The 21,430-nt window shown below is 69.3% G+C and carries 17 protein-coding genes; 7 read left to right on the top strand and 10 right to left on the bottom strand.

Features of this window, described 5'->3' with window-relative positions:
- On the top strand, positions 1-295 hold a 295-nt coding region (locus QOZ89_RS23490), incomplete at its 5' end, for an SsgA family sporulation/cell division regulator (protein ID WP_312625257.1).
- A 209-nt stretch (positions 296-504) separates the two neighbouring features.
- On the opposite strand, the gene QOZ89_RS23485 is transcribed toward QOZ89_RS23490, so the two are convergent.
- A complete protein-coding gene (locus QOZ89_RS23485) occupies positions 505-2,925 on the bottom strand; it encodes a phosphoketolase family protein (protein WP_397428827.1) in 2,421 nt (806 codons plus the stop codon).
- Between the two features lie 1,064 nt (positions 2,926-3,989).
- Here QOZ89_RS23485 and QOZ89_RS23480 point away from each other — a divergent pair.
- The gene (locus QOZ89_RS23480) at positions 3,990-4,496 is read left to right on the top strand and encodes a universal stress protein (protein WP_312625254.1); all 507 of its coding nucleotides are present in this window, start codon (positions 3,990-3,992) and stop codon (positions 4,494-4,496) included.
- 50 nt (positions 4,497-4,546) lie between these two features.
- Here QOZ89_RS23480 and QOZ89_RS23475 read toward each other — a convergent pair whose 3' ends face one another.
- The gene (locus tag QOZ89_RS23475) at positions 4,547-5,506 is read right to left on the bottom strand and encodes an NAD(P)-dependent alcohol dehydrogenase (RefSeq protein WP_071046254.1); all 960 of its coding nucleotides are present in this window, start codon (positions 5,504-5,506) and stop codon (positions 4,547-4,549) included.
- An 880-nt stretch (positions 5,507-6,386) separates the two neighbouring features.
- Here QOZ89_RS23475 and QOZ89_RS23470 point away from each other — a divergent pair.
- The gene (locus QOZ89_RS23470; RefSeq protein WP_312625252.1) at positions 6,387-8,309 is read left to right on the top strand and encodes a phosphoenolpyruvate carboxykinase (GTP); all 1,923 of its coding nucleotides are present in this window, start codon (positions 6,387-6,389) and stop codon (positions 8,307-8,309) included.
- A gap of 33 nt (positions 8,310-8,342) precedes the next feature.
- A complete protein-coding gene (locus QOZ89_RS23465; protein ID WP_071046255.1) occupies positions 8,343-9,941 on the top strand; it encodes an aspartate:alanine exchanger family transporter in 1,599 nt (532 codons plus the stop codon).
- Between the two features lie 305 nt (positions 9,942-10,246).
- Here QOZ89_RS23465 and QOZ89_RS23460 read toward each other — a convergent pair whose 3' ends face one another.
- Positions 10,247-10,579 carry a helicase associated domain-containing protein gene (locus tag QOZ89_RS23460; RefSeq protein WP_116271385.1) on the bottom strand — a complete coding sequence of 111 codons (333 nt, stop codon included), beginning with the start codon at positions 10,577-10,579 and terminating at the stop codon, positions 10,247-10,249.
- Between the two features lie 496 nt (positions 10,580-11,075).
- Between QOZ89_RS23460 and QOZ89_RS23455 the strand changes: the two genes are divergently transcribed.
- Entirely contained in the window at positions 11,076-12,188 is a 1,113-nt protein-coding gene (locus QOZ89_RS23455; RefSeq protein ID WP_071046257.1) for a nuclease-related domain-containing protein, read from the top strand.
- Between the two features lie 567 nt (positions 12,189-12,755).
- On the opposite strand, the gene egtD is transcribed toward QOZ89_RS23455, so the two are convergent.
- The 6 genes from egtD to QOZ89_RS23425 all read right to left on the bottom strand — a co-directional run bounded on the left by egtD (position 12,756) and on the right by QOZ89_RS23425 (position 19,001).
- Complete coding sequence (gene egtD / locus QOZ89_RS23450; protein WP_071046258.1) at positions 12,756-13,751, bottom strand: L-histidine N(alpha)-methyltransferase; 996 nt, start codon at positions 13,749-13,751, stop codon at positions 12,756-12,758.
- Positions 13,744-15,111 carry an ergothioneine biosynthesis glutamate--cysteine ligase EgtA gene (gene egtA, locus QOZ89_RS23445; protein ID WP_071046259.1) on the bottom strand — a complete coding sequence of 456 codons (1,368 nt, stop codon included), beginning with the start codon at positions 15,109-15,111 and terminating at the stop codon, positions 13,744-13,746. Before egtA ends, egtD begins: the two co-directional genes overlap by 8 nt.
- 524 nt (positions 15,112-15,635) lie before the next feature.
- Positions 15,636-15,911 carry an anti-sigma factor family protein gene (locus tag QOZ89_RS23440; protein ID WP_071046260.1) on the bottom strand — a complete coding sequence of 92 codons (276 nt, stop codon included), beginning with the start codon at positions 15,909-15,911 and terminating at the stop codon, positions 15,636-15,638.
- 966 nt (positions 15,912-16,877) lie between these two features.
- Positions 16,878-17,162 carry a hypothetical protein gene (locus QOZ89_RS23435; protein WP_071046261.1) on the bottom strand — a complete coding sequence of 95 codons (285 nt, stop codon included), beginning with the start codon at positions 17,160-17,162 and terminating at the stop codon, positions 16,878-16,880.
- Positions 17,163-17,375: 213 nt separating this feature from the next.
- A complete protein-coding gene (locus tag QOZ89_RS23430) occupies positions 17,376-18,230 on the bottom strand; it encodes an SAM-dependent methyltransferase (protein ID WP_083418000.1) in 855 nt (284 codons plus the stop codon).
- 234 nt (positions 18,231-18,464) lie between these two features.
- Entirely contained in the window at positions 18,465-19,001 is a 537-nt protein-coding gene (locus QOZ89_RS23425; RefSeq protein WP_312625229.1) for an MmyB family transcriptional regulator, read from the bottom strand.
- On the opposite strand from QOZ89_RS23425, the gene QOZ89_RS23420 reads away from it, so the two are divergent.
- Together QOZ89_RS23420 and QOZ89_RS23415 are read left to right on the top strand one after the other, a co-directional pair.
- Positions 19,000-19,356, top strand: a complete 357-nt coding sequence (locus tag QOZ89_RS23420; RefSeq protein ID WP_312625228.1) for an MFS transporter — start codon at positions 19,000-19,002, stop codon at positions 19,354-19,356. The genes QOZ89_RS23425 and QOZ89_RS23420 overlap by 2 nt on opposite strands.
- 336 nt (positions 19,357-19,692) lie before the next feature.
- The gene (locus tag QOZ89_RS23415; protein ID WP_312625226.1) at positions 19,693-20,757 is read left to right on the top strand and encodes a hypothetical protein; all 1,065 of its coding nucleotides are present in this window, start codon (positions 19,693-19,695) and stop codon (positions 20,755-20,757) included.
- A gap of 62 nt (positions 20,758-20,819) precedes the next feature.
- Here the strand turns inward: QOZ89_RS23415 and QOZ89_RS23410 are convergent, their stop codons facing one another.
- Positions 20,820-21,386: a TetR/AcrR family transcriptional regulator gene (locus tag QOZ89_RS23410; RefSeq protein WP_312625224.1), complete on the bottom strand. Its 567-nt coding sequence runs from the start codon at positions 21,384-21,386 to the stop codon at positions 20,820-20,822.
- Positions 21,387-21,430 lie beyond the last annotated feature (44 nt).

Raw genomic sequence — 21,430 nt, 5'->3', positions numbered from 1 at the left:
CACCGGTCCTGACTCGATGGTGACCTGGACGTTCGCGCGCGACCTGCTGCGTGATGGCGTCGACGCGCCGTCCGGAGAAGGCGACGTGCAGGTGTGGCCGGCGAAGCTGGGGGGCGGTCCGGTGTCGCTCGAGGTGTCCAGCCCGAGCGGCCATGCGCTGTTTGAGCTGCCCCGCCAGAAGGTAGTGGCTTTTCTCGAGCGAACCTATGCCGCCGTGCCTCTCGATACAGAGAGCCGACACTTCGATGTCGAGGCTTTTCTGTCAACACTGACCGGCCTTGGCCCAGAGGGCTAGGGTGCTTATCGGATGTGGGTTGATCTGGGTGGCTGGTCATAAAGAGGCCGGATGATCAGCAGAAGGATCCCCGGTGGTCTGCGCCGTGCGCAACAGTAGGGAGACTCCGGCCCTGCTGGCGACGTGCCGGGGGTCTTCCCAGACCGGTGGTGGAGCGCGGTCCGGGAAGACCTCTGCGGTCGCGGCCTGGCCGGATGCCGGCGAATGGGTCAGCCGGCCGCTTGCGGGCCGGGCCAGGTCCAGTCGCGCACCTCGGGCATGTCCTCGAAGTGCTCGGTGATGTAGGCCTGGTGGCGGGCGATCTGGCTTTCGCAGTGGGTGACCAGCCGGTCGGTGCCGGGGTGCGTGGCGCGGGCGAACTCCACGGCGAGCTGGGCCAGGTGGTAGCGGCTGACGTTGTTGCGGACGACCATGTCGAACGGGGTGGTCGTGGTTCCCTGTTCCATGAAGCCGCGGACGTGGAAACGGTGCGGATTCCTGCGGCCGTGTAGCAGCTGGTGGACCGCCCGGCTGTAGCCATGGAAGCCGACGATGACGTCGGTGCTGTCGGTGAACAGCGCCCGGAACATCGGGGTGGAGAAGCCGTGCGGGTGCAGGTCCGGCCGCAGTAGCGCCATCAGGTCGATGACGTTGACGACGCGGACGGCGAGGCTGGGCACGAACCGGCGTAGCAGCTCTGCGGCCGCGAGGATCTCCATGGTGGGCACGTCACCGATGCCGACGAGGACCACGTCCGGGTCCCGTTCCAGGCTGGTTTCCGTGCCCGCCCAGTCCCAGACCGAGCCGCCGCGCGCAGCGTGCTCGGCGGCCTCGTCGGCGGTCAGGTATTGCAGGTGTGGCTGCTTGTCGGCGACGAGCAAGTTGACGTGGTTGTAGCTGCGGAGGCAGTGATCGGCCACGGACAGCAGGCTGTTGGCGTCCGGTGGCAGCCAGACCCGCACCACCTCTGGGGACAGCGGCACGACGGTGTCGATGAGGCCGGGCCCCTGGTGGGAGAATCCGTTGTGGTCGTTGCGCCAGCAGGTGCTGGTCAGCAGCACGTTCAGGCTCGGTACCGGCTCCCGCCAGTCCAGCTTGGCGCCTTCCTGCAGCCATTTGGTGTGCTGGATGAGCATCGACGCCGACACCATCGCGAACGCCTCGTAGGTGGCGAACAGGCCGTGCCGGCCGGTCAGCGTGTAGGCCTCGAGCCAGCCCTCACACAGGTGCTCGGACAGCACCTCCATGACCCGGCCCTCTGGGGAGACCCTGTCGTCGAGCGGATCGATCGGCGCGACCAGGCAGCGGTCGGTCACCTCGAGGATGGCGCCGAGCCGGTTGCTGGTCAGCTCGTCCGGGCTGAACACCCGGAACGTCGTCGGGTTGTCCCGGTAGACGTCGCGTAGCAGCTCCCCGAGCGGGCGGGTCGTCTCATACCGATCACCGCCCCGACGCTCCGCGGCGATATCGAGCGCGTAGTTGCGCCAGTCCGGCACCGCCAGCGGGACAGTACGCCGGCCGCCGTTGGCGTAACTCGTCGCGCCGAGCCGCTTGTCGCCCGCTGGCGCGAGCGCCGCCAGTTCGGCGGCCAGTCGGCCGTCGGCGTCGAAGTGCTGCTCCGGCCGGTAGGACCGCAGCCAAGCCTCCAGCTGCGCGAGATGCGCCGCGTTGTCGAGCACGCCGGACAACGGCACCTGGTGGGCGCGGAACGTGCCCTCCACCGGCACCCCGTCGACCTCGGCCGGCCCCGTCCATCCCTTCGGGGTCCGCAACACGATCGCCGGCCACCGCGCGGCCTCGGTGACCTTGGCGCCGGGACGGCGCGCCTCCTCCTGGATCTGACGGATCGACCGGTAGGCCCGGGCCAAGGCGGCGGCGAAGTCCCGATGTACTTGGTGGACGTCGCTGCCCTCCACCCAGAGCACCTCGTAGCCGTGACCGGTCAGATAGGCGGTCACGCCCTCCCGGCCTCGCCTGCCGAGCACCGTCGGGTTCGCGATCTTGTACTGGTTGAGGTTCAGAATCGGCAGAACGGCGCCATCCCGGCCCGGGTGCAGGAAGTCGATGCCCTTCCAACTCCCCTCCAGGGGGCCGGTCTCCGCCTCCCCGTCGCCAACGACCGCGGCCACCAGCAGATCGGGATGATCGAAGACCGCGCCGAACGCATGGACGAGCGCGTAGCCGAGCTCACCGCCCTCATGGATCGAGCCGGGGGTCGGCACACTGACATGGCTAGGGATCCCACCCGGCGTGGAGAACTGCGCGACCAGCCGCGTGAGCCCAGCCAGGTCCTGCGAGACCCGCGGATAGATCTCCGAGTAGGTGCCCTCCAGGTAGGTGTTCGCGACCAGCGCCGGGCCGCCGTGCCCCGGACCCGCCACGTACAGCACGTCCTGGCCCGTCAACTGGACAAGCCGGTTGAGGTGCACGTACACCAGGTTCAGCGCCGGCGAGGTGCCCCAGTGGCCCAGCAGTCGCGGCTTGACGTGCTCCCGTGCCAGCGGCTCGCGCAGCAGCGGGTTCGCCCGCAGGTAGATCTGGGCGACGGTCAGATAGTTCGCCGCCTCCCAGTAGGCGACCAGCCGGTCAAGCTCGCCGTCCTGCTGACCGGGTATCAGGCGGTCTAGCGGTTCGATGCCCAAGGTGTTCACACTGGCGGTCACGGTGCGATGCCTCCCGTTGTCCTTGTCCGCGCTGGGTGCGTCGGCTCCCAAATCGGTGATGTCCTCGATCGCGGGCCAGTGGCCTCGGTGAGGTCGCCGCCAGGTAGGCCAGCGCTATCGGCTGTTCACGGCCGGTGGGAACGGATGCTGGCCTCGCCAGCGTGACACTCGCGACGCCCCATGTACGGGCCGCCGCGCCCGGTGGCATCGGTCAGCTCCGTCGCCTCGGCCGGCCGTACCCGGGCACGCATCAGCCTTGTTCTCCCCGACGTCGGCCACCGTCGTCCGGTTCAGGTGACCCGATGCCACGTCGTATCCCCAGCGGAAAGCAGGATCCCATGGGCCTGACCGACTACTCCCCACCAGAGTCCGCCGACCGCCTTCCGTCCAGAGTCGGCGGAGCCTCCATGTGTCCGACCTCACCCGCCACCGTGGCCGACGGGCCCGTCCCATCCCATTCCATCGCCGACGGCGGCGCCGAGAACCGGCCTAGACGTCTGCTGGACACAGTCCGAACGACCCACTGGATCGCCATCTCAAGGCACTCATCATGAGCACCCTCGACACCACGATGACTACCAGGCCATGCGCGCAGGGAGATGGCACGCCCGGGAACAGGAGGTGGTGGGCATGCAAACGACATGCCAGGCCAGCTCAGACTCCGCCAGCCGGCCCACTCGGGACGAGGTGTCAGGCGGCATACCGGCTACCGGCCGGTGGAGACCGTTCCTCGACCACCGGCGCCATCGTGCCGTCAGCCCGCGTGACAACGCACCCTCCGGCGTCCTGGCCGGCACCGCCGGCGTGGTCGGCGCCGACCCGCGGGTGGCCGCGGTCATGACCACTCCCGTCCTGGCACGTCTCGTCGGCGCGGGGATCGACGGGACCCCGCGGAACCGGCACGCAGGCCAGAGGCAATCAAGCGATCGCCCAGCCTTCGGTGGTCATACTCAACGCCGGGCCAGTAAGACTGCGCCAGGCAGGATGTTGGTCCCGGCGGCGCGGTACGCGCGGCGGTGGCCGACGGCCCCATTTCGAGCGACGGTAATTCCATGGTGAGCTATGACGAAAAGATGAGCGGAAACCAGCTACTGGACCGCGCGACTGGCAGGACGAGCGAAGCGCTCTCGACCGTCAGCGGGACGCGGATAGTGGTCGGCGTCGACGGATCCTTGGCATCCGCGGCCGCCCTGCGATGGGCAGCCACCGAGGCGCGGCGCCGCGGGGCACAGCTGTCCGTCGTCGTTGCCTATCGGCATGACATCACCTTGCAGCCACCAGTTGGCAGCGACGCCTGGCACGCCGCTACCCAAGCCCTTGACCGTGCCCTACGCGCCGCTGGCGTGGACCCCGAATCGGTCGAGGCACATCTCGTCGACGGATCACCCGCCACCTGCCTGGCCGCCGTGGCTCATCGCGCGGACCTGCTCGTCATCGGCCACCAGGAGCACGGCCCGCTGAGCCGGACCCTGCTCGGCGCCTTGAACACCGACCGCGAGCCGGCCTTCCGCTGCCCGGTGGTCGTCGTCCCACCTGGGTGCGCGCCACAGGCCGAATGACGAGACGCTTCCGATTCGATAGGCGGCAGGCCACGCGTTCGAGATTGGCCTCATTCCGGCGGCCGGACTGTGATCACGACGTTGCCGGTCTTCTGGCCCGACTCGACGTACTGGTAGGCCTTCACGATCTGCTCCAGTGGGTACTCACGGTCGACAAGTGGCCGGAACTGTCCCGAGGCGAGCAGATCCCCGATGTACTCAACCATCGCTCTGTCGATCACCGGAAAGGGGAACACCACCTTCCTGCCGCGCAGCAGCAAGGTGAACATCGCCAGTACCGGGTTCTGCGCGAACCGGCCGAGCTCGGTCGAGGAGTACACCCCTCCGGGGCCTAGCAGTCGCCGGCACCGGCCGAACGAGCTCTTGCCGACCGCGTCGAGGACCGCCTCGTAGACGTGCTCGTCCCGCGTGAAGTCCTGTGTGGTGTAGTCGATGACGCGGTCGGCGCCCAGCCCTCGCACCAGGTCGACGCCATCCGGACCGCATACCGCGGTCACCTGAGCACCCAGGCACTTCAGCAGCTGAACCGCCGCCGAACCGATGGCCCCGGTCGCCCCGTTCACCAGGACCTGCGTTCCGTCTCGGACCGAGATCCTGCGGATGAACGACAGGGCGTAGTGCGCGCCCTCCGTGGCGGCAGCGGCCCGCCCGAAGGCGACCCCTGCCGGCACCCGTGCAAGTGGGCCGTCGGCGCGGACGGCCAGGTACTCCGCGTGGGCGCCGAAGGGACCCTCGTTGTAGCCGAAGACCCGGTCCCCGATCCGGAAGGCGGTGACGTCGGTGCCGACCGCCTCGACGACCCCGGCGAACTCGTTCCCGAGGATCGTGGCCTTCGGCCGGATGAGCCCCGCGGCGAACCGGATCACGAACGGTCTGGCAGCCCGGTAGCCGCAGTCGGTGCGGTTCACCGTCGCCGCGTACACCCTGACCAGCACCTCACCGACACCCGCCGTAGGCCGGTCGATCTCCTGGAGCCCTACGACCTCCGGCGGGCCGTACCTGGCATGCACCGCTGCCCTCATCCGCTGCCGACCCCTCTCGCACGCCCATCGTGACCTGCGGACGTCATGTGGATGATGCTCACGACCTCGATGGTGATGGTCCACGACGTCACTGGCATGACCCATAGGGACGAAACCCACAGGGACGAATTCCTGGCGCAGGCGGGGCACGGTCCACCTCGCCGGCCGGACGTAGGTCTCGGTCGCCGGGCACAGGCTCAGCCGACGCAGGCCGGCGGGCGCGCCGAATCCATTCTCGCAGGTTGTCCTCGGGCTCCGTTGCATCGAGCGGGTCCGAGACATGGGGGCAGGTTGGTTGCCCGATCAGATGGCCAAAGCGGCGCTGACGCCCCCATCGTATGGGCGTCACCGCCGCTCGGACTAGCGGCAGACTCCAGTGGACTCCGGCATGCGTACAGCCGGCAGGTGTAGCCGTAGTGACTGGTCAGGACTCTCCGGCAGGGCGGGTCGGATTCGTGTGGCGTTTTTGGCGGCCGAGTCGAGGCGATGGATGTCATCGACGTTTGTCCGCCCGGCCGGTGTCCGACGGGTCGCTGCGACGTCCGCGCAGCTGGGTCTGCATCAGGTCGACCGCCTAGTACATCGTTTTCGCGGTTGCGCGAGCCTGAAAATGGCGGCCGTCAACGTCGATGCCAGCTTCCGCGACAGCCGTGCATTCGGAAACGGTCCGGAAAGATAGCCGTTACACCACTGGTGGATGTCTGCCTCGTCCTTGACGATGTCAAAGGTAGGGCCGGGGGGCCAAACGGTGTCCTGTGCCGGGTCCGAAGGACCCATGCGGTTCGTGCATTCGGTCGGACGCGGCGCCCTGGCATCCGCTGCTGTACTGATCGTATTGGAACGAGCACGGGATGCTAGGGAGCGCGCCATGGAACGGCAGCCGACAGCTCACGCCGGTCTGATCTCATGGGTGGCGGAGGTGGCAGCTCTTACCCAGCCGGAGCGGATTGTCTGGTGTGACGGTTCCGCGGAAGAATGGACAAGACTGACCGACGAGTTGGTTGCGGCCAGGACGCTTGTCCGGCTCAACCCCGGGCTGCGGCCGAACAGTTTCCTTGCCCGGTCGCACCCGTCGGACGTCGCCCGGGTTGAGGACCGTACGTTCATCTGCTCGCGCTCGCCGGATGACGCCGGGCCGACGAACAACTGGGCCGACCCGGACGAGATGCGGGCGAACCTGCGCGGCCTGTTCGCCGGGGCGATGCGGGGACGGACGATGTATGTCGTTCCGTTCTCGATGGGTCCGCTCCGCTCACCCATCTCCCAGCTGGGTGTGCAGATTACCGACTCGCCCTACGTCGTCGTGTCCATGCGGATCATGACCCGGATGGGCGATGGGGCACTCGACCTGATCGGCGCCGACGGCGACTTCGTCAAGGCGCTGCACAGCGTCGGCGCCCCGCTGCGGCCCGGCCAGCCGGACGTGGCCTGGCCCTGCAGCGACACGAAATACATCGCGCATTTCCCGGAGACCCACGAGATCATCTCGTTCGGGTCCGGCTACGGCGGCAACGCGCTGCTGGGCAAGAAGTGCTTCGCGCTGCGCATCGCCTCCGCGATGGCCCGTGACGAAGGTTGGATGGCCGAGCACATGCTCATCCTGAAGCTGACCAACCCTGCCGGCGAGGCGCGGCACATCACCGCCGCCTTCCCGTCCGCCTGTGGCAAGACCAACCTCGCGATGCTCGTTCCGACGATCCCTGGCTGGACCGTGGAGACGGTCGGGGACGACATCGCGTGGATGCGGTTCAACGCGGCCGGTGAATTGCGCGCCATCAACCCGGAGAACGGCTTCTTCGGGGTGGCTCCCGGCACCGGCCCGACCACGAACCCGAACGCCGTCGCCACGCTGCAGGCCAACTGCATCTTCACCAACGTGGCGCTGACCGACGACGGTGACGTGTGGTGGGAAGGCCTGACCGACCAGCCCCCGGCGCACGCCATCGACTGGAAGGGCAACGACTGGACGCCCCAGTCGGGCACCCTGTCCTCGCATCCGAACGCCAGGTTCACCGCACCGGCGTCGCAATGCCCGGCCATCGCCGACGAGTGGGAGGACCCGGCCGGGGTGAAGATCGATGCCATCCTGTTCGGCGGGCGCCGCGCATCCGTGATCCCGCTGGTCACCGAGGCACGCGACTGGGCGCACGGCGTGTTCATGGGCGCGACCGTCTCGTCGGAGACGACCGCCGCCGCCACCGGAGCGGTCGGACAGCTACGCCGTGACCCCTTCGCCATGCTGCCGTTCTGCGGCTACAACATGGCTGACTACTGGGCCCACTGGCTTGACGTCGGACGGACCGCGGGCGCGACGCTGCCGAAGATCTTCTATGTCAACTGGTTCCGCAAGGCCGCCGACGGCCGCTGGCTGTGGCCCGGCTACGGCGAGAACAGCCGCGTGCTGGCGTGGGTCTTCGGCCGTACCGCCGGCACCGCCCGCGCCGTCGACTCCCCGATCGGATATCTGCCGTCCCCGGACGCGCTCGATCTCGTCGGCCTCGGCCTTACCGCCGATGACGTCGCGGACCTACTTGCGGTCGATATCGACGAGTGGCTGACCGAAGCAGATTCCATCGCCAAGCACTTCGTACGCTTCGACCGGCTCCCCGTCGAGCTGCACGGGCAACTCCACGCGCTGCGCACGCGCCTGGCGTGCGCCGACCACGGAAACGCCGCTGTGCCGCGCACCCGCCCAGCCGGCCGTCGTACCCCGGCGACCATGTCCATCGCACCACAGTCCGGCGCGCGCCCGGCCGCCGCAGCCTCCACCCGGGCGGTAGGCGGATCGTGACGATCCGCCTACCGTCCTAGGAGGAGTGCCGCGATGGTCGTCGACGTCCTCGCCGACAACCCGCTGCTGGTCCTGTTCATCGTCGCGGCCGGCGGCTACTGGATCGGCCGGATCCGCGTCGGCGGGTTCGGCCTCGGAGTTGCCGGCGTGCTGTTCACCGGCATCGCCGTCGGCGCGGTCGACCGGCGACTCAGCCTGCCTGACATCGTCTACCAGTTCGGTCTCGCCCTGTTCGTCTACACGATGGGCCTCGCCGCCGGTCCCGGTTTCGCGTCCTCGCTGCGCCGGACCGGCCTGCGCTGGAACGCCCTCGCACTAGGCGCCATCGCCGCGGGAGCCGGGATCGTCGCGGTCGTCGCCGAGGCGCTGCATTTCGGCGCCGCCAAGGGTGCCGGCTTCTTCACCGGCGCACTCACCAACACCCCGGCGCTCGCCGCCGTCGTGGAGAAGCTCCAGGGCACCCCGGACGCGAACCTGCCGGTCGTCGCCTACTCGCTCGCCTACCCGGCGAGCGTCATCTCCAGCATGGTCGCCATCAGCGTGCTGCAACGGCGCTGGCGCGTCGACTACTCCGCGGACGCGACCGCAGCCGGGATCGCCGCAGAACAGATCGTCAACGCCACCGCCGAGGTCGAGCACCCGCTGAGCGTCTCCGAGGTCATCCTCGCCTCGGCCGGGCACACCCTCATCGGACGCGTCCGCCACGACGAGCGGCTCGCCGTGGCCGAGCCGGGCTTGCAACTACACCCGGGCGACCAGGTGACCGTCATCGGCACGCGGGACGCGATCGCCGACGCCACCAGAATCCTCGGGCATCCCGTACCCGACCGCCTCGACGCGGACCGTTCCCGCCTGGACTTCCGCCGCATCTTCGTTTCCGATCCGACGCTGGTCGGGCGTCGAATCGGCGACTTGGACCTGACCGGCCGTTTCGGCGCCCTCATCACCCGGGTGCGCCGCGGCGACACCGACCTGCTCGCCGATGACGCCACGGTCCTCGAACTGGGCGACCGGGTGCGCGTGGTCGCGCCCCCCGAACGGATGGGCGAGGTCAGCCGCTATTTCGGCGACTCCTACCGACAGCTCGGCGGCGTCAACATCGCCTCACTGTCCGTCGGTATGGGTATCGGCCTGCTCGTCGGGGCGATCAGCGTTCCGCTGCCCGGCGGCGGCCATTTCAGCCTCGGCTCGGCCGGCGGACCCCTCGTCGTCGGCCTCCTGGCCGGCGCGCGCCGCCGCAGCGGCCCGTTTGTCTGGCAGCTCCCCGCCGGCGTCAACCTCTCCCTGCGTCAGATGGGCCTCGTGCTCTTCCTCGCCGGGATCGGCACCCGCGCCGGCCGGTCGTTCGCCTCGACCATCACGACCGCGGGCGGATGGGCGCTGGTCGCGCTCGGATTCGGACTATGTATGACCCTAGCGTTCGGTGTCCTCACCATCGGCCACAAGCTGCTGAGGATGCCCATGGGAGTGACAACCGGCGTACTCGGCGGCCTGTGCACCCAGCCCGCCACACTCGTGTTCGCCAGCGAACAAGCCGGTAACGACACACCCGAACTCGGCTACGCCACCGTCTTCCCGGCCGCCATGCTGCTGAAAATCCTGCTCGCGCAGATCCTCCTCGCGGTGCTTTGAAGTCCAGACTCGCCACACCGCCCATCGGCGGCCGCTCCGCCGCCTCGAAACCTCGTCCCACGCGGCCGATCCGGCGGGTTCCCCAAAATAGCCTTCGAAGAGGTGCCCCAGTGGCCCACAGCCGCAGCTTGATGTGCGCAGGCTCCAACGGATCCCGCAGCAGCGGGTTCGCCCGCAGGTAGATCTGGGCGGCCGTCAGGTAGTTGGCGGCATCCAGTACTTGATCAGTTGATCCAGCGTCGTATCGTCCAGGTCCGGCGCTAGCCCGTCCAAGTTTTCGGCGTTTTCCACGCTCGCGGTGGCGGTCACGTCCCAAACCTCCCTAGCTCGTCCCGGCCGGTGGAGGTGGGTGTCCAACTCCACGCTGCGACCCGCTCCAACGCCTCACGGCGAGCGTCCGCGAGCCGGCTTTCCAGATGCGCCAACCGTTGGTCGGCGACCCACACCCCGAGCCGGAAACCCGCATCGTCGACATGGCCGCCCGGCACCGCCGTGTCACCGTGCCGCCGCGCATATGCCGTAACCGCCGCCATGCCCTGGTCGAACTCGTCTGCCTCGGCCTGCCGGTCGGCCGGGCTCAGATGACCGACCGCCCCTTCCCACCGGTGACTGCCCGCCCCGTCCGGATGAACCGCCAAGGTGATCCACCGCCTTTCGTCTCCCGCCGGATCCTGCCCGGCGGGTTCGCCGGGAGCATCAGTGTCTCCAGTCCGCCGCCCCTGGGGACCGACAGGTCATCCGCGTGTCCGACCTCACCCCCACCCACGGCCGCGGCCCGCACGCCGGGCGGATCCGGCACGGCTCGCCGGCGGGGATGGAGACCGGCCGGACGTCCACCCCGCCGTCGACCCGGGCGCCCGACCGGTCGTTGGTCGAGCCTTTGGTTCGGGCCGGGCCTCGCACGTCCCAGTGCGAGACGAACCTTGACAGGACATGTCGACGCCGGGTGAGAGGATTCTGGCTGTAGAGATGGGGGCCGTCCGGCCAGTTGCCGGCGGGACCTGTTCTCCCCGGCCCGACGACGTATGACGCCGCATTGGTCGGGTGGGGTCGTAGCACGCTGTCCGCATGGACAATGCGTTCAGGAAGCGCGATGACAAATCCAGCGGGAGTAATGCCGGTCACGGATCTGGGGTGCCGGTCATCCAGCGTCCGTTCGAGGCGGCGGGTGAGCGGGCAGTCGGCGAACCATATCCGCGCCGGACCGCGGCACGCAGCGGGGCGCCCGGCAACTGGGCGTACGAGGAGTATCTCCAGGAGAAGGATGCGTACAAGGGTGAGCGTCGGGACCGTCACGCACGCGCGATTACGGTGACCGCGTTGCTTGCCGTCGCCTTCGGGCTGGTACTGACCCTGCTGGTGGCGAGCGGGCTACGCGCGCCGTTGCAGGTCGCGGTTCCCATCGGCGGTCTGGTCACGGTGACCTGGATGCTCGTCGGCGCCCGGCGCTTTTACGCCACGGTGCCGGAGATCGAGGCTTGGCGGCGGGCGGCGACCGCGCAACGGCGCACAGCCCGCGTACTCGGGCAGCTTCGCCGGTCGGGGTACGCGGTGCTTCACGACCGTACGATCCCCGGAGCTGCCCGGGTTCTCCACCACCTCGTTGTCGGCCCGTCCGGCGTCCACGTGTTGACCGATCATCCTGGTAGCGGCGAGCTGCGTTACCATCCCGACGGGGTATGGTTGCAGTCGGTTCCCCTGCGGGGCATCCTCGCCAACACCGCCGCGCTCGCCGATGAAGTCACACGTCAGCTCGCCGAGGTGACGCCTCGGCCGGCCGTGGAGCCCATTCTGGTGGCGGTCGACGCCACCGTGCTGTGGCGGGACGGCGCGGTCGACGGAGTGACCGTCCTGGGCCTACGTGACCTGGTGCCCCACGTGTTGCACGCCCGGCCGCGGCTGACCGCCTCGCAGGTCGCGCACCTTGCCCAGACGGCGAACCGGCTCTTTCCACCGGCCGCCTCACGGGCCGACCACACCGTCACGATCGACGGCGCCGAATGCGCCGCGTTGACTGGGCTCCTCCGCGAGATCAAGGACCGCGGCGGCGACGCTCGTCCGGTGCTCTCCGAACTCGGCCGGCTTGCCGACTACCTGGACGGCCGACGGTACGCCTCGTCGCCGACCGACTCGGCGACACGAGGGAGTGGTTCGCGACGTCGGTCGTCGCGGTGGCGGACCCAGGCACTGGCCTCGTCGACTACATCAACGTCGGGCGTTCGGCGCCGTGCGTATCGCCGGATTTGACCCGAGCAGGGGCGACCACAGGGGCGCCGTTCAACTACCGGGTCGAAGATCTGGAGTCCGAGCGGGAGTGTCTGTCCGGACGCCCGGTGAGCAGGGCTGTGGGCACCGGGAGGTTGACCGTGTGCCGTGCCAGAACTCCGTCTCAGGCTGTTGACCTGGAGTTTCGACCTCCGCCGCCGAGGTAGATGATCGTGGTTGTGATGGTTCGGCTGGTGTATTTGACCATGGTGTTGCGCCACGAGGCTGGCTGCGGAGTCGCAGGTCAACGGCTCGAAACCGAGTTCTGGCACGGTACAGGTGCAAGCCCGATGTCACACGGTGCGGGCGATTTCAACGAACGGGCACTGTTGCATCCGGCGAAGGCAATCTTCACGCTAGATCTTCCGGCTCGGAGATCTCTCCGGCGGCCGACGGGACCCTCGAGGGCGGTTCAACGTGACCCACCGCTTGGCATGCGCCCGCAGTTGAGCTTGAACAGGGACACGGTGTCCACCGTAAAGGGGTCAAGCTCAGTCCCACGCTCCGTCCCGGCGCGTCAGACGTTGCGCCGGGACGGAGGTGGCCGGGTCAGATCGGGACGGACAGGCTGACGGCGAAGTCGCCGTCAGGGTCGGTCCACCAGTGGGTCATGCTCCAGCCGGCGTCGGCCAGTTCCTTCTCGATGCCGTCCCGGCGGAACTTTGCGCTGATCTCGGTCCGCATCTGCTCGTCCGCTTCGAACGGGACAGTCAGGTCCAGCGCGGCGATCCGTGCGGTCTGGGCGCGGATGGACCGCAGCCGCATCTCGATCCACTCGGCGTCGGGATTCCACGCAGCGACGTGCACGAAGTTTTGCGGGTTGAGGTCGCCGCCCAGTTCGCGGTTGACCACCGTCAGCACGTTGGCGTTGAACGCCGCGGTCACCCCGGAGGGGTCGTCGTAGGCCGCGACCAGCCGACGCGGGTCCTTGACCAGATCGACGCCGAGCAGCAGCACGTCGCCGTCGGACGCCGTGGCGCGCAGCCGGGACAGGAAGGTGTGGCGCTCGTCCGGGCGCATGTTGCCGATCGTGCTGCCAAGGAAGGCCACCAGCCGTGCTTCGGCGGACGGCAGGAAGTCCAGGTGGTGGTCGAAGTCCCCGACGAGGGCCGACACCCGCAGCGCGGGGTGTCTCGTGCGGATGGTGTCGGCGGCGTAGCGCAGGACGGTCTCGTCGACGTCGAAGGGGACGAACCGGCGAAGCGAGCCGGCGTCGCGCAGCGCGTCGAGGAGCAGCTGGGTCTTCTCCGAGGTCCCCGAACCCAGCTCGATGAGTGTGTCCGCGCGCGAGAAGGCGGCGATCTCGGGGGCGTGCGCGGTGAGGATCGCCCGCTCGCACCGTGTCGGGTAGTACTCCGGCAGGCAGGTGATCTCGTCGAACAGAAGACTGCCGGTCTCGTCATAGAACCATTTCGGCGGCAGCTCCTTGGGGGTAGCGGTGAGGCCACGCCGTACGTCGGCGGCGAGCTGGGCAGCCCGGTCGGCCGCGGTGAGGTGGATGGCAATGTGCTGACTGTCCGTGCCACTCAGCTTCGTCTCAGCCATTGAGGCGATCTCCTGTTCTGGGGCCGGCCGGCAAGGTCAGTTGGGGTGCGTCCACTCCCGTCGTCGCGTCGATCAGGACGGCGTGTGCTCCGCCGGCCCGCCAGGAGGCCAGCGCGGCATCGGCGGGGCACCGACCGCGCCACACGAACGTGTCAGCGAAGTCGGCGACCGCCGCCACCAGGTCGGGGGAGACTCCTAGCCGCGCGGCCGCCTCGACCGCGGCGGTGACACATCTGCGCGCCGCTGTGCGCAGGGTGGGCTGGGCGAGGCCGAGGACGGACGCTTCCACCCATCGGCCGGCCACGCCTTCGCACGCGTCACGGGCCACGTCCGCGGCCTCCGGGTCGTCGAGCAGAGCGGTGGCAACCGTGACCGCGACCGGCCACAGCGCCGCCGACTGGGCGTCGAGGTAGCGAAGCTCCAGCCAGCCGCGGGGCCGCACCGGCGGGAACACCGTGCTCGCGTGGTAGCTGAGGTCGTCGACGGTCGGGCGGCGCCGCACCGGCCCGCGGCCCGCCACCCAGTCGCCGAAGGTCGATCCGTCACGGACAGGCACATACTGGCCGTCGCCGTCGCGGACCAGCATCAGCCGAGCGTCGAGCAGGTAGCGGGCCCACTGGCCGCCCGGGCCGCGGGCCGAAGCTGGCCCAGGAACGTCGGCGACCGGCGCGGTGCGGGTGGAGTCGATGGCGGACCAGACGCGCTGGCGGGTGGAGACCTGGCCTGTCCGTCTGCCCGCCAGCACTGGCGACGAGGCGAACATCGACAGCAGCACCGGTCCCAGCGCGTGCGCGAGCCGCCATCGCTCGTCCCATCCCGCCGCCGGTCCCGCCTCGAGGTTCACCTGCAGCGCCGCCGTCGAGCACATCATGACCCGGCCGGCCGGAAACCCACCTTCACGAAAAAATGCCTCCATCGCGATATATCGACTCTGGGTGAGCAGTCGTCGCGGCGCGCGCAGTGGGTCCACGCCGAGGCCCGCCAGCAGGAGGCCGTCGTCGGCGAGCCGAACGCGGACAGCGGCGAGGTCGGCCGACATCGCCCCTACTGCCTCGGGCAGCGCCAGCGGAGGACCGGACAGCTCCAACTGCCCACCCGGCTCAAACGTGATCCGACTGCCGCCAGACAGGCCCGGGTCAGAACCACCCAACGCCGCGTAGGTCCGCTCCAGTGCGACAGGTCGGTCGGGCAGCCGCGGGTTGACGACGAACCATTCGGTCTCGATCCCCACCCGGCCGACGGCCGCGTCGGTGAGCGTCGTCCGTTCGGCGAAGTCGAACACGTCGGCGGGACTGCCGACCACCTCTCGAAGGCCGTCCGTCGTGACCATCGGTGCGTCTGACGCGTGCCGTCGTGCCATGAACCCTCCAGGTCCGGACCGGTCAGCGGTGGTAGCTGACCGCGGGTCGGTGCGGGTCGGTGCAGGTCGGTGCCGGCGGTGCGGTTGGTGCGAGCGGTGCGGTCGGTGGTGGCCGGGCCTGCCGGCAGGTTTCGGCCACAACGCAGGACTACGTGTCGCGGGTGCGTATGGACGTGGGCAATGCCAGGAATCGCGGCGGGTTCGACTACCGACGGTCGCCGAGCGCGGCCAAGGCGGTACGCGCATCTCCGCTGCATCTGGTAGGCGGTTGATAACTAGTTGTGAAACATCGCGCTGTCGTGGACGGATCGGGCCAGATGCCAGGCTCACTCACGATGGTTCTGTCGCGCCAGCAACCGGAGCGTTACATGCCCCACGTACTATTCCTCGTCGCCTGGACGCACCTGGCCGGGCGGTGCCATTCGCTGGCGTCATGTCGACGGCGACCCGTCCACGATGGTGACGCCGGGCTCGTCCACCGCGGGCCGGGCGGAGCGCCGCCCACCAACGCCAGCCCCGGGCTGTCAGGGGGAAGGTGTGGTGCCCGCCTTCCATCCCCAGAACGCCGCGAGCAGCTTGTCTCGCACGTCTGGGTGCAGGTCGTCCTCCCGCGGCGCGCCGGCCAGCCGCGCCGTCTCCCGCATCTGCTCGACGTATGCGTCGCAGCCGGCACACAGCTCGAGATGCTCGGTGAAACGGCGGCGGGTTTCCGCGTCCAGCGTGCCTTCGAGATAGTCCGTGACGACCTCGACAACTGCCCGCGCCCGGCGGCCCCGCCAGCGTCTACCGCCTGAACACACCCTGCGACCCGGATGCGCCGCTCGCCGTCGACGCGGACGCGGCCCGCCGCATCGCCGACTGGTATGCCCTCGGTGACGCGGCGCTGCGCCAGTGGCGCGCCGAGATCCCCGGCGACGATCCCAGCGGTGTCACGCTGTGGCCGGAGCGCCCCGACGTTGCCATCCGCGCCGCGGACATCAACTATGGTGCCTCACCCGGCGACGAGTACGTCGCCCAGCCCTACCTCTACGTCGGTCCTCCGACGCCACCGCCGCCGTCCCTGGACGGGTTCTGGAACGCGCCCTTCGGGGCCTACCTCACCTGGGACAAGGTCCACTCCGTCACCGACGCCGTCGACTTCTTCCGCCAGGGCCGCGGGCTTTCCCGTGCCTGACGCACCGCCGGCGTGAACCGGCCCGCGCCCCGACCGCCGCGGCGGGCTCCGTGGACATTCGGGTCAGGGTCACGGGGCTCACTTCCAGGTGAGCCGGCGGGGTCTCCACAAGGGGCAGGAGCACGGCCGCCAGCCGGGAGTGGTGTCGTCGGGCTGCCGGCCGGCGCAGTCGGTGCCGGGCCGGTAGTGCCGGTGCCAGTGCCGGCCATGGCCACAGGCGCAGACCAGATGGATCTTCGGCCTCCGAGATCGTGAGGTGCGCGTCGCGGACCTGGAGGCACGGGTCTGGACCGCCTCGGCCCGCCAGCCGAGACACGACCGGCCGCGCAACAGCGCTCCTCGCCTCACCGTGACCGGCCTGGCGACCGGCACCTCCTGCCGACCCGGCATCTCGATCCTCATGACGTCGAGTAGCGCATAGGTACATGAAGGCGGCGTGTGAACAGGAACCGAGAACCGTACGGGTTCGATCAGAATCCGCGGCGAACGCAGCGGGACCGGCGGGAGAGGGACCGACTGGCCGGCGCGGTCGCGTGGCTCTCGGAGGCCGGCTGACAGCCTGTAGGACTCTGTTCTCTGTTGCCCAATCCGGTTACGCGGCGAGGCCGAAGTCGAGTCTTGCGAGGTGACTGGCCCGAGGCCGGTCGAGTGGGGTGCCGGTCCACCATGCATCCAGCCGGATCAGGTTGAGGGCGGTGGCGGCGAGGACGTGGGCGAGTCGGGTCTTGGGTAGTCCGGGGCTCGGCGCCGCACTCGCGACCGCCGCCACCGCCGCAACCCCGCGGCCCACCGCCACCGTCCCCGCCGGGAACCGCCCGGACGGCGCCGCCAGCGACGGCCACACCGCCACCGCCTGACGACGCCGGTCCGGCTCCATCGTCCAGTGAACCCCGGCGCCCCACGGCCACCACACTCCGCGCCGCCAGAACGCCCGACAGGAGGCAACCGGCGCTGACGCAAGCGCCACAGCGCAGGCAACAGGGCCGTCTGATCAGGTAACCAACCAGCCCCTGCCACGTTCCGAGCCGGCTCAACGCGACTGCGCCACTGTGGGTTCACACCGCCGGGTCGCTGGGTCGGCGATGGCGTGCTACCGCTTTCGGGCGATGCCGCCGTACATGTGCACATGGGCATCGTCCACGGCGGCACGCTCGTCAGCGTGCCAGTGGTTGACGAGCACCACGCCGGGGTCGATCAGTTCCAGTCCGTCGAAGAGCCGCTCGACCCGGGCCAAGTCCCGGGCGACGAGCGGAATGCCATTGGCGTTGTACGCGGCCACCCCGACGCGGACCTCCTCCGGCGCGCTGTCGGCCGTACAGGTGGACAGCGCCAGAATGCTCCCCGACGGAAGCGGGCTCATGATCCGCTGGACGAGGTCCTTGACAACGGCGTCATCGGCGATGAAATGCACGATCGCGATCAGGCTGACGGCGAGAGGTTGACCCAGGTCAAGCGTCTCTCGCAGCTGCTCGGACGCAAGTATCTTCTCAGGGTCATGGAAGTCCGCGTCGAGATACATGGTCCGGCCCTCGGGAGAGCTGGTGAGCAGGGCTCTGGCATGCAACAGCACGATCGGGTCGTTGTCGACGTAGAGAATCCGCGACTCGGGCGCGACCTCCTGGGCGACCTCATGCAGGTTCGGTGCGGTCGGCAGGCCCGTTCCGATGTCCAGGAACTGCCGGATGCCGTGGTCCGCCGCCAGCACGCGGGCCACCCTGGCCATGAAGTTCCGGTTGGCCCGCATGGACGTGGGCAGGTTCGGCCACGATTTGGTGATCTCCGCGGCGGCGGCCCGGTCCGCGGGAAAGTTGTCCTTGCCGCCGAGGATGTGGTCGTAGACCCGGGCCGAGTGAGGGACGCCAGTCTTCAGGTCGACCGTCTGCCGCTGCTCGCCGGCCGGCACCGCCGAGCTGTAGTCCCACTCGGCCTCGTCGCGATCAGCCACGACCTCCCCCTCCTCCGACACACCCCTGCACGGACCGCATCAGTCCTGTCACCGAATGACCCTCTCATCTTCTATCAAGAGCGCACCATCGGGTCGGCATGGACATCTCCGACCCGGCTGAGCGGGCGCGGTTCCGTCCGCGCATGCCGGGAGTGCCTGGCGGCGAAGTCGCAGGTCAAGGCCCCGAAATCGAGTTCTGGCACGGTACAGGCCGGGCCGTCGCATCAGCCCAGTTCACAGGCCCAGGCCGACTTCTGGTGCCTCACAGGGTGGCGGTGGCTGTGTCGCGGTGAAGCTGGCAAGGAAGTTGAGTGCCCGCCCGGCGGGACTTCCTGGTTCTGCCGTGTAGATCACGAGGAGGTGGTGGGCGGGCCCTGGGACGTGGAAGGTCTGGTAGTCGAGGGCGACGTCGCCGACGGTGGGATGGCGGAAAAGTTTGCGACCGTGTGTTTTCTCGTGCACGTGGTGGCTGGCCCACAGCGCGCGGAAGGTTTCGCTGCCCAGCGACAGTTCGCCGATCAGGCGCACGAGTCGCCGGTCGTGCGGTCGGCGTCCGGCGGTCATGCGCAGGATTCCGACGGTGGTGCGGGCGGCTTCGTCCCAGTCGGGGTGGACCCTTCTCGCGTCGGGGTCGAGGAAGATCCGGCGGGCCATGTTCCGCTCGTCCGGTGGGAGGTGGGGGAAGTCCGCGATCAGCGCGGCGACCTGGTCGACGTTGGCGGTGCCGCTGCTGCCCTTCGGCGCGGGTGTGGGCCTGGCGTTCGGGGTCATGGACAACGCCGCCGTCAGCACCGTCCCGGTCGACAACGCCGGGACCGCCGCCGGCATCTTCAACACCATGCGCATCACCGGCGAGTCCGTAGCCGTTTCCGCCGCCGCCGCCGTGCTCACCACGCTCACCGCGGCCCGGCTGCGAGGCACGGGCATCCCTTCCCACACCGCGACCCACCTCGCCGGACAGGCCATCCACGGCCAGGTGACCGGAGCCCACCACGCCGCCGTGGCCGGGGGCTTCACCGACGCCTTGCATACCCTCGGCCTCGTTCTCGCGGCTCTCTCGACCGCTGGCGCGACCCTCACCTACCTCGCGCTCGCGCCCCGCGGCGAACATCACACCCGCGAGTAACCGCGCCACATGCCGACATTCGTTCACCCACTCGGAACTTATCTGGCTCCGGACGTGCCGAAGCGCAGGACCTCGACTTCAAGGCCACGCGCTATGGCACCGGCGACCTAGTCCCGCGGCTGCCGCGGAGAACCCCACCTGGGCCACGGCCGGATCCAGAGCGAGCTGGTTCGGCTGGCCACCGGATCCGTGTCGCAACCGTGGCGGACCAGCCCCTCCACCACGAGCCCAGGTGTTGTTTTCCGTCGTGCCACTCGGTAGTTTGACCCTATGGTCCGGCCATCGATGCTTCACGGACCCTGGCACCTGGCTCCGGCCACCAAGCAATTCGGCTGGGTGGGTAAGCAGCGTCCGTTTCCTCTGGCCATCCGCGGAATTCTCGCCGCCGCGGCAATCCTTACCCTCCTTCCCGTCGCGTTCCACATCCCGGTCGCCGAGTCATCTGACATCTGGGCGCTGTTCGATGAGTTCTGGCTCGCGTTTGTCGCGCTGCCGGCCGCGCTGCTGGTGGCCATCCTCGGACGCTCGGCCGGCGGGCTGCGCGACAGCGCGGCGGGCTTCGCCGTCGGCCTGTCCGCCGCCATCCTCGGCCAACTCGGAGGGATCCGGGAATACGAGGCCGGGGACGGCTATCTGGACAGCGGCTTCTGGATGCTGTCCGTCGCCTCCCTCGCTACCGTCGCGACTATCGGCGGGTGGGCCGCGGTCAACTCAGGGTGGGCCTTCCCACGCTGGCTGGCACTCGGGATCATGCTGCTCGGCCTTGCCAACATCGCCATCGGCCCCGGCCTGTGGATGTTTGTCGCCGGCGGCTTCGCCGCCGTCATATCACTCGGTGTGTGGTGGGGGGCCACGTCACGTTGGAACCCCGGACGATGGCTGGCATTCGGGACCGTGATGCTCGGCGTACTCGTCGCCTCAGATTGGCTGGGTCCACGCGTGGACTACGACCCGGAGTCAGCGCCGTCGAATCTCGTCCTGCTCACTGTCCTCGGTGCGTTCCTGCTCGCCACCGTACTGAGACCGAATGATTGGGCGACATACGCCATCGCCTTCTGCGTGATCGCGCTGATCGGCACCGACTGGCATGGCTTGCAGGACCACGACTTCAGTCTCCTCCCGGAACCCTGGCAATCCACCAGCGGCGTCATGGTGTTCCCCGGATGGGCCGCTGTCGCGATCGGCCTTCTCGGGCTGGGCGTCATCGGCGATCGCGACAGAGACCGGTTCTTCCTGTGCACCGCCAGGCTCGCCGCAACACTCGGGCTGCTGCGGCCGGGCGGCACTTTACACCTGGACGGCCTGGACCGGCGGCACCTGATGGCGATCGCGGTAATTGCGGTACTCGCCGTCACGACGATTGCACGCACAGCCCCGGCGGCGGCGACGCCACCAGGGTAGCCGTCACGCTGACCGTCGCCCGGACGTCATCAAGCTCGACGTCATCAAGCTCGACCGCGTCCTCACCCCCGGCCCCTCACCTTGAGACGGCCGGCGAGGACGCGGGTGATCTCCTCGGGGTCGTGGCCCAGCTCTTCAGGCAGGTTTCCGGTGAGCCACAGGGATGCGATCCCGTGGACGATCGCCCAGGCCGCGACACCGGCGGCGCGCTGGCCGTCGTCTGGATGATCCGTGCCGTAGAGCAGTGTCGAGGTGACCGCCTTCGCCGCGCGGAGTTCGGCGTCGTCGCGGTGGTGCAGCTCAGGCTGGAACATAGCCCCGAAGTGGGCACGGTGGGTCACGGCGAAGCGGACGTAGGCGACTCCCACTTCCAGGAAGGTGCGGCGGGTCCGGTGCGCTTCTCGGAGCGTGTCGCCCAGCATCCGATAACCATCGGCGGCAAGGGCCGTGAGTAACCCGGCCTTGTCGCCGAAGTGGTACGTGACAGACGCGTGGGAGACGCCCGCCCGCCGAGTGACGTCCCGCAGGGTCATGGCTGCCAGGCCCACGTCCTCGGTCAGGTCGACGGCCACGTCCACGAGGGCTCGCCGCGTCAGCGGCGAGGAGCGGAAGCCACGCGGCAGCACCACCCACCCGACCCTGCGGTCGGTGACCAGCTCGGACCGTCGACCGC

The organism is Pseudofrankia coriaricola, from assembly GCF_032027725.1.
Lineage (GTDB): Bacteria > Actinomycetota > Actinomycetes > Frankiales > Frankiaceae > Pseudofrankia.
Note: the sequence above shows the minus strand (reverse complement) of the source record. Positions and strands in the feature narration are given on the sequence as shown.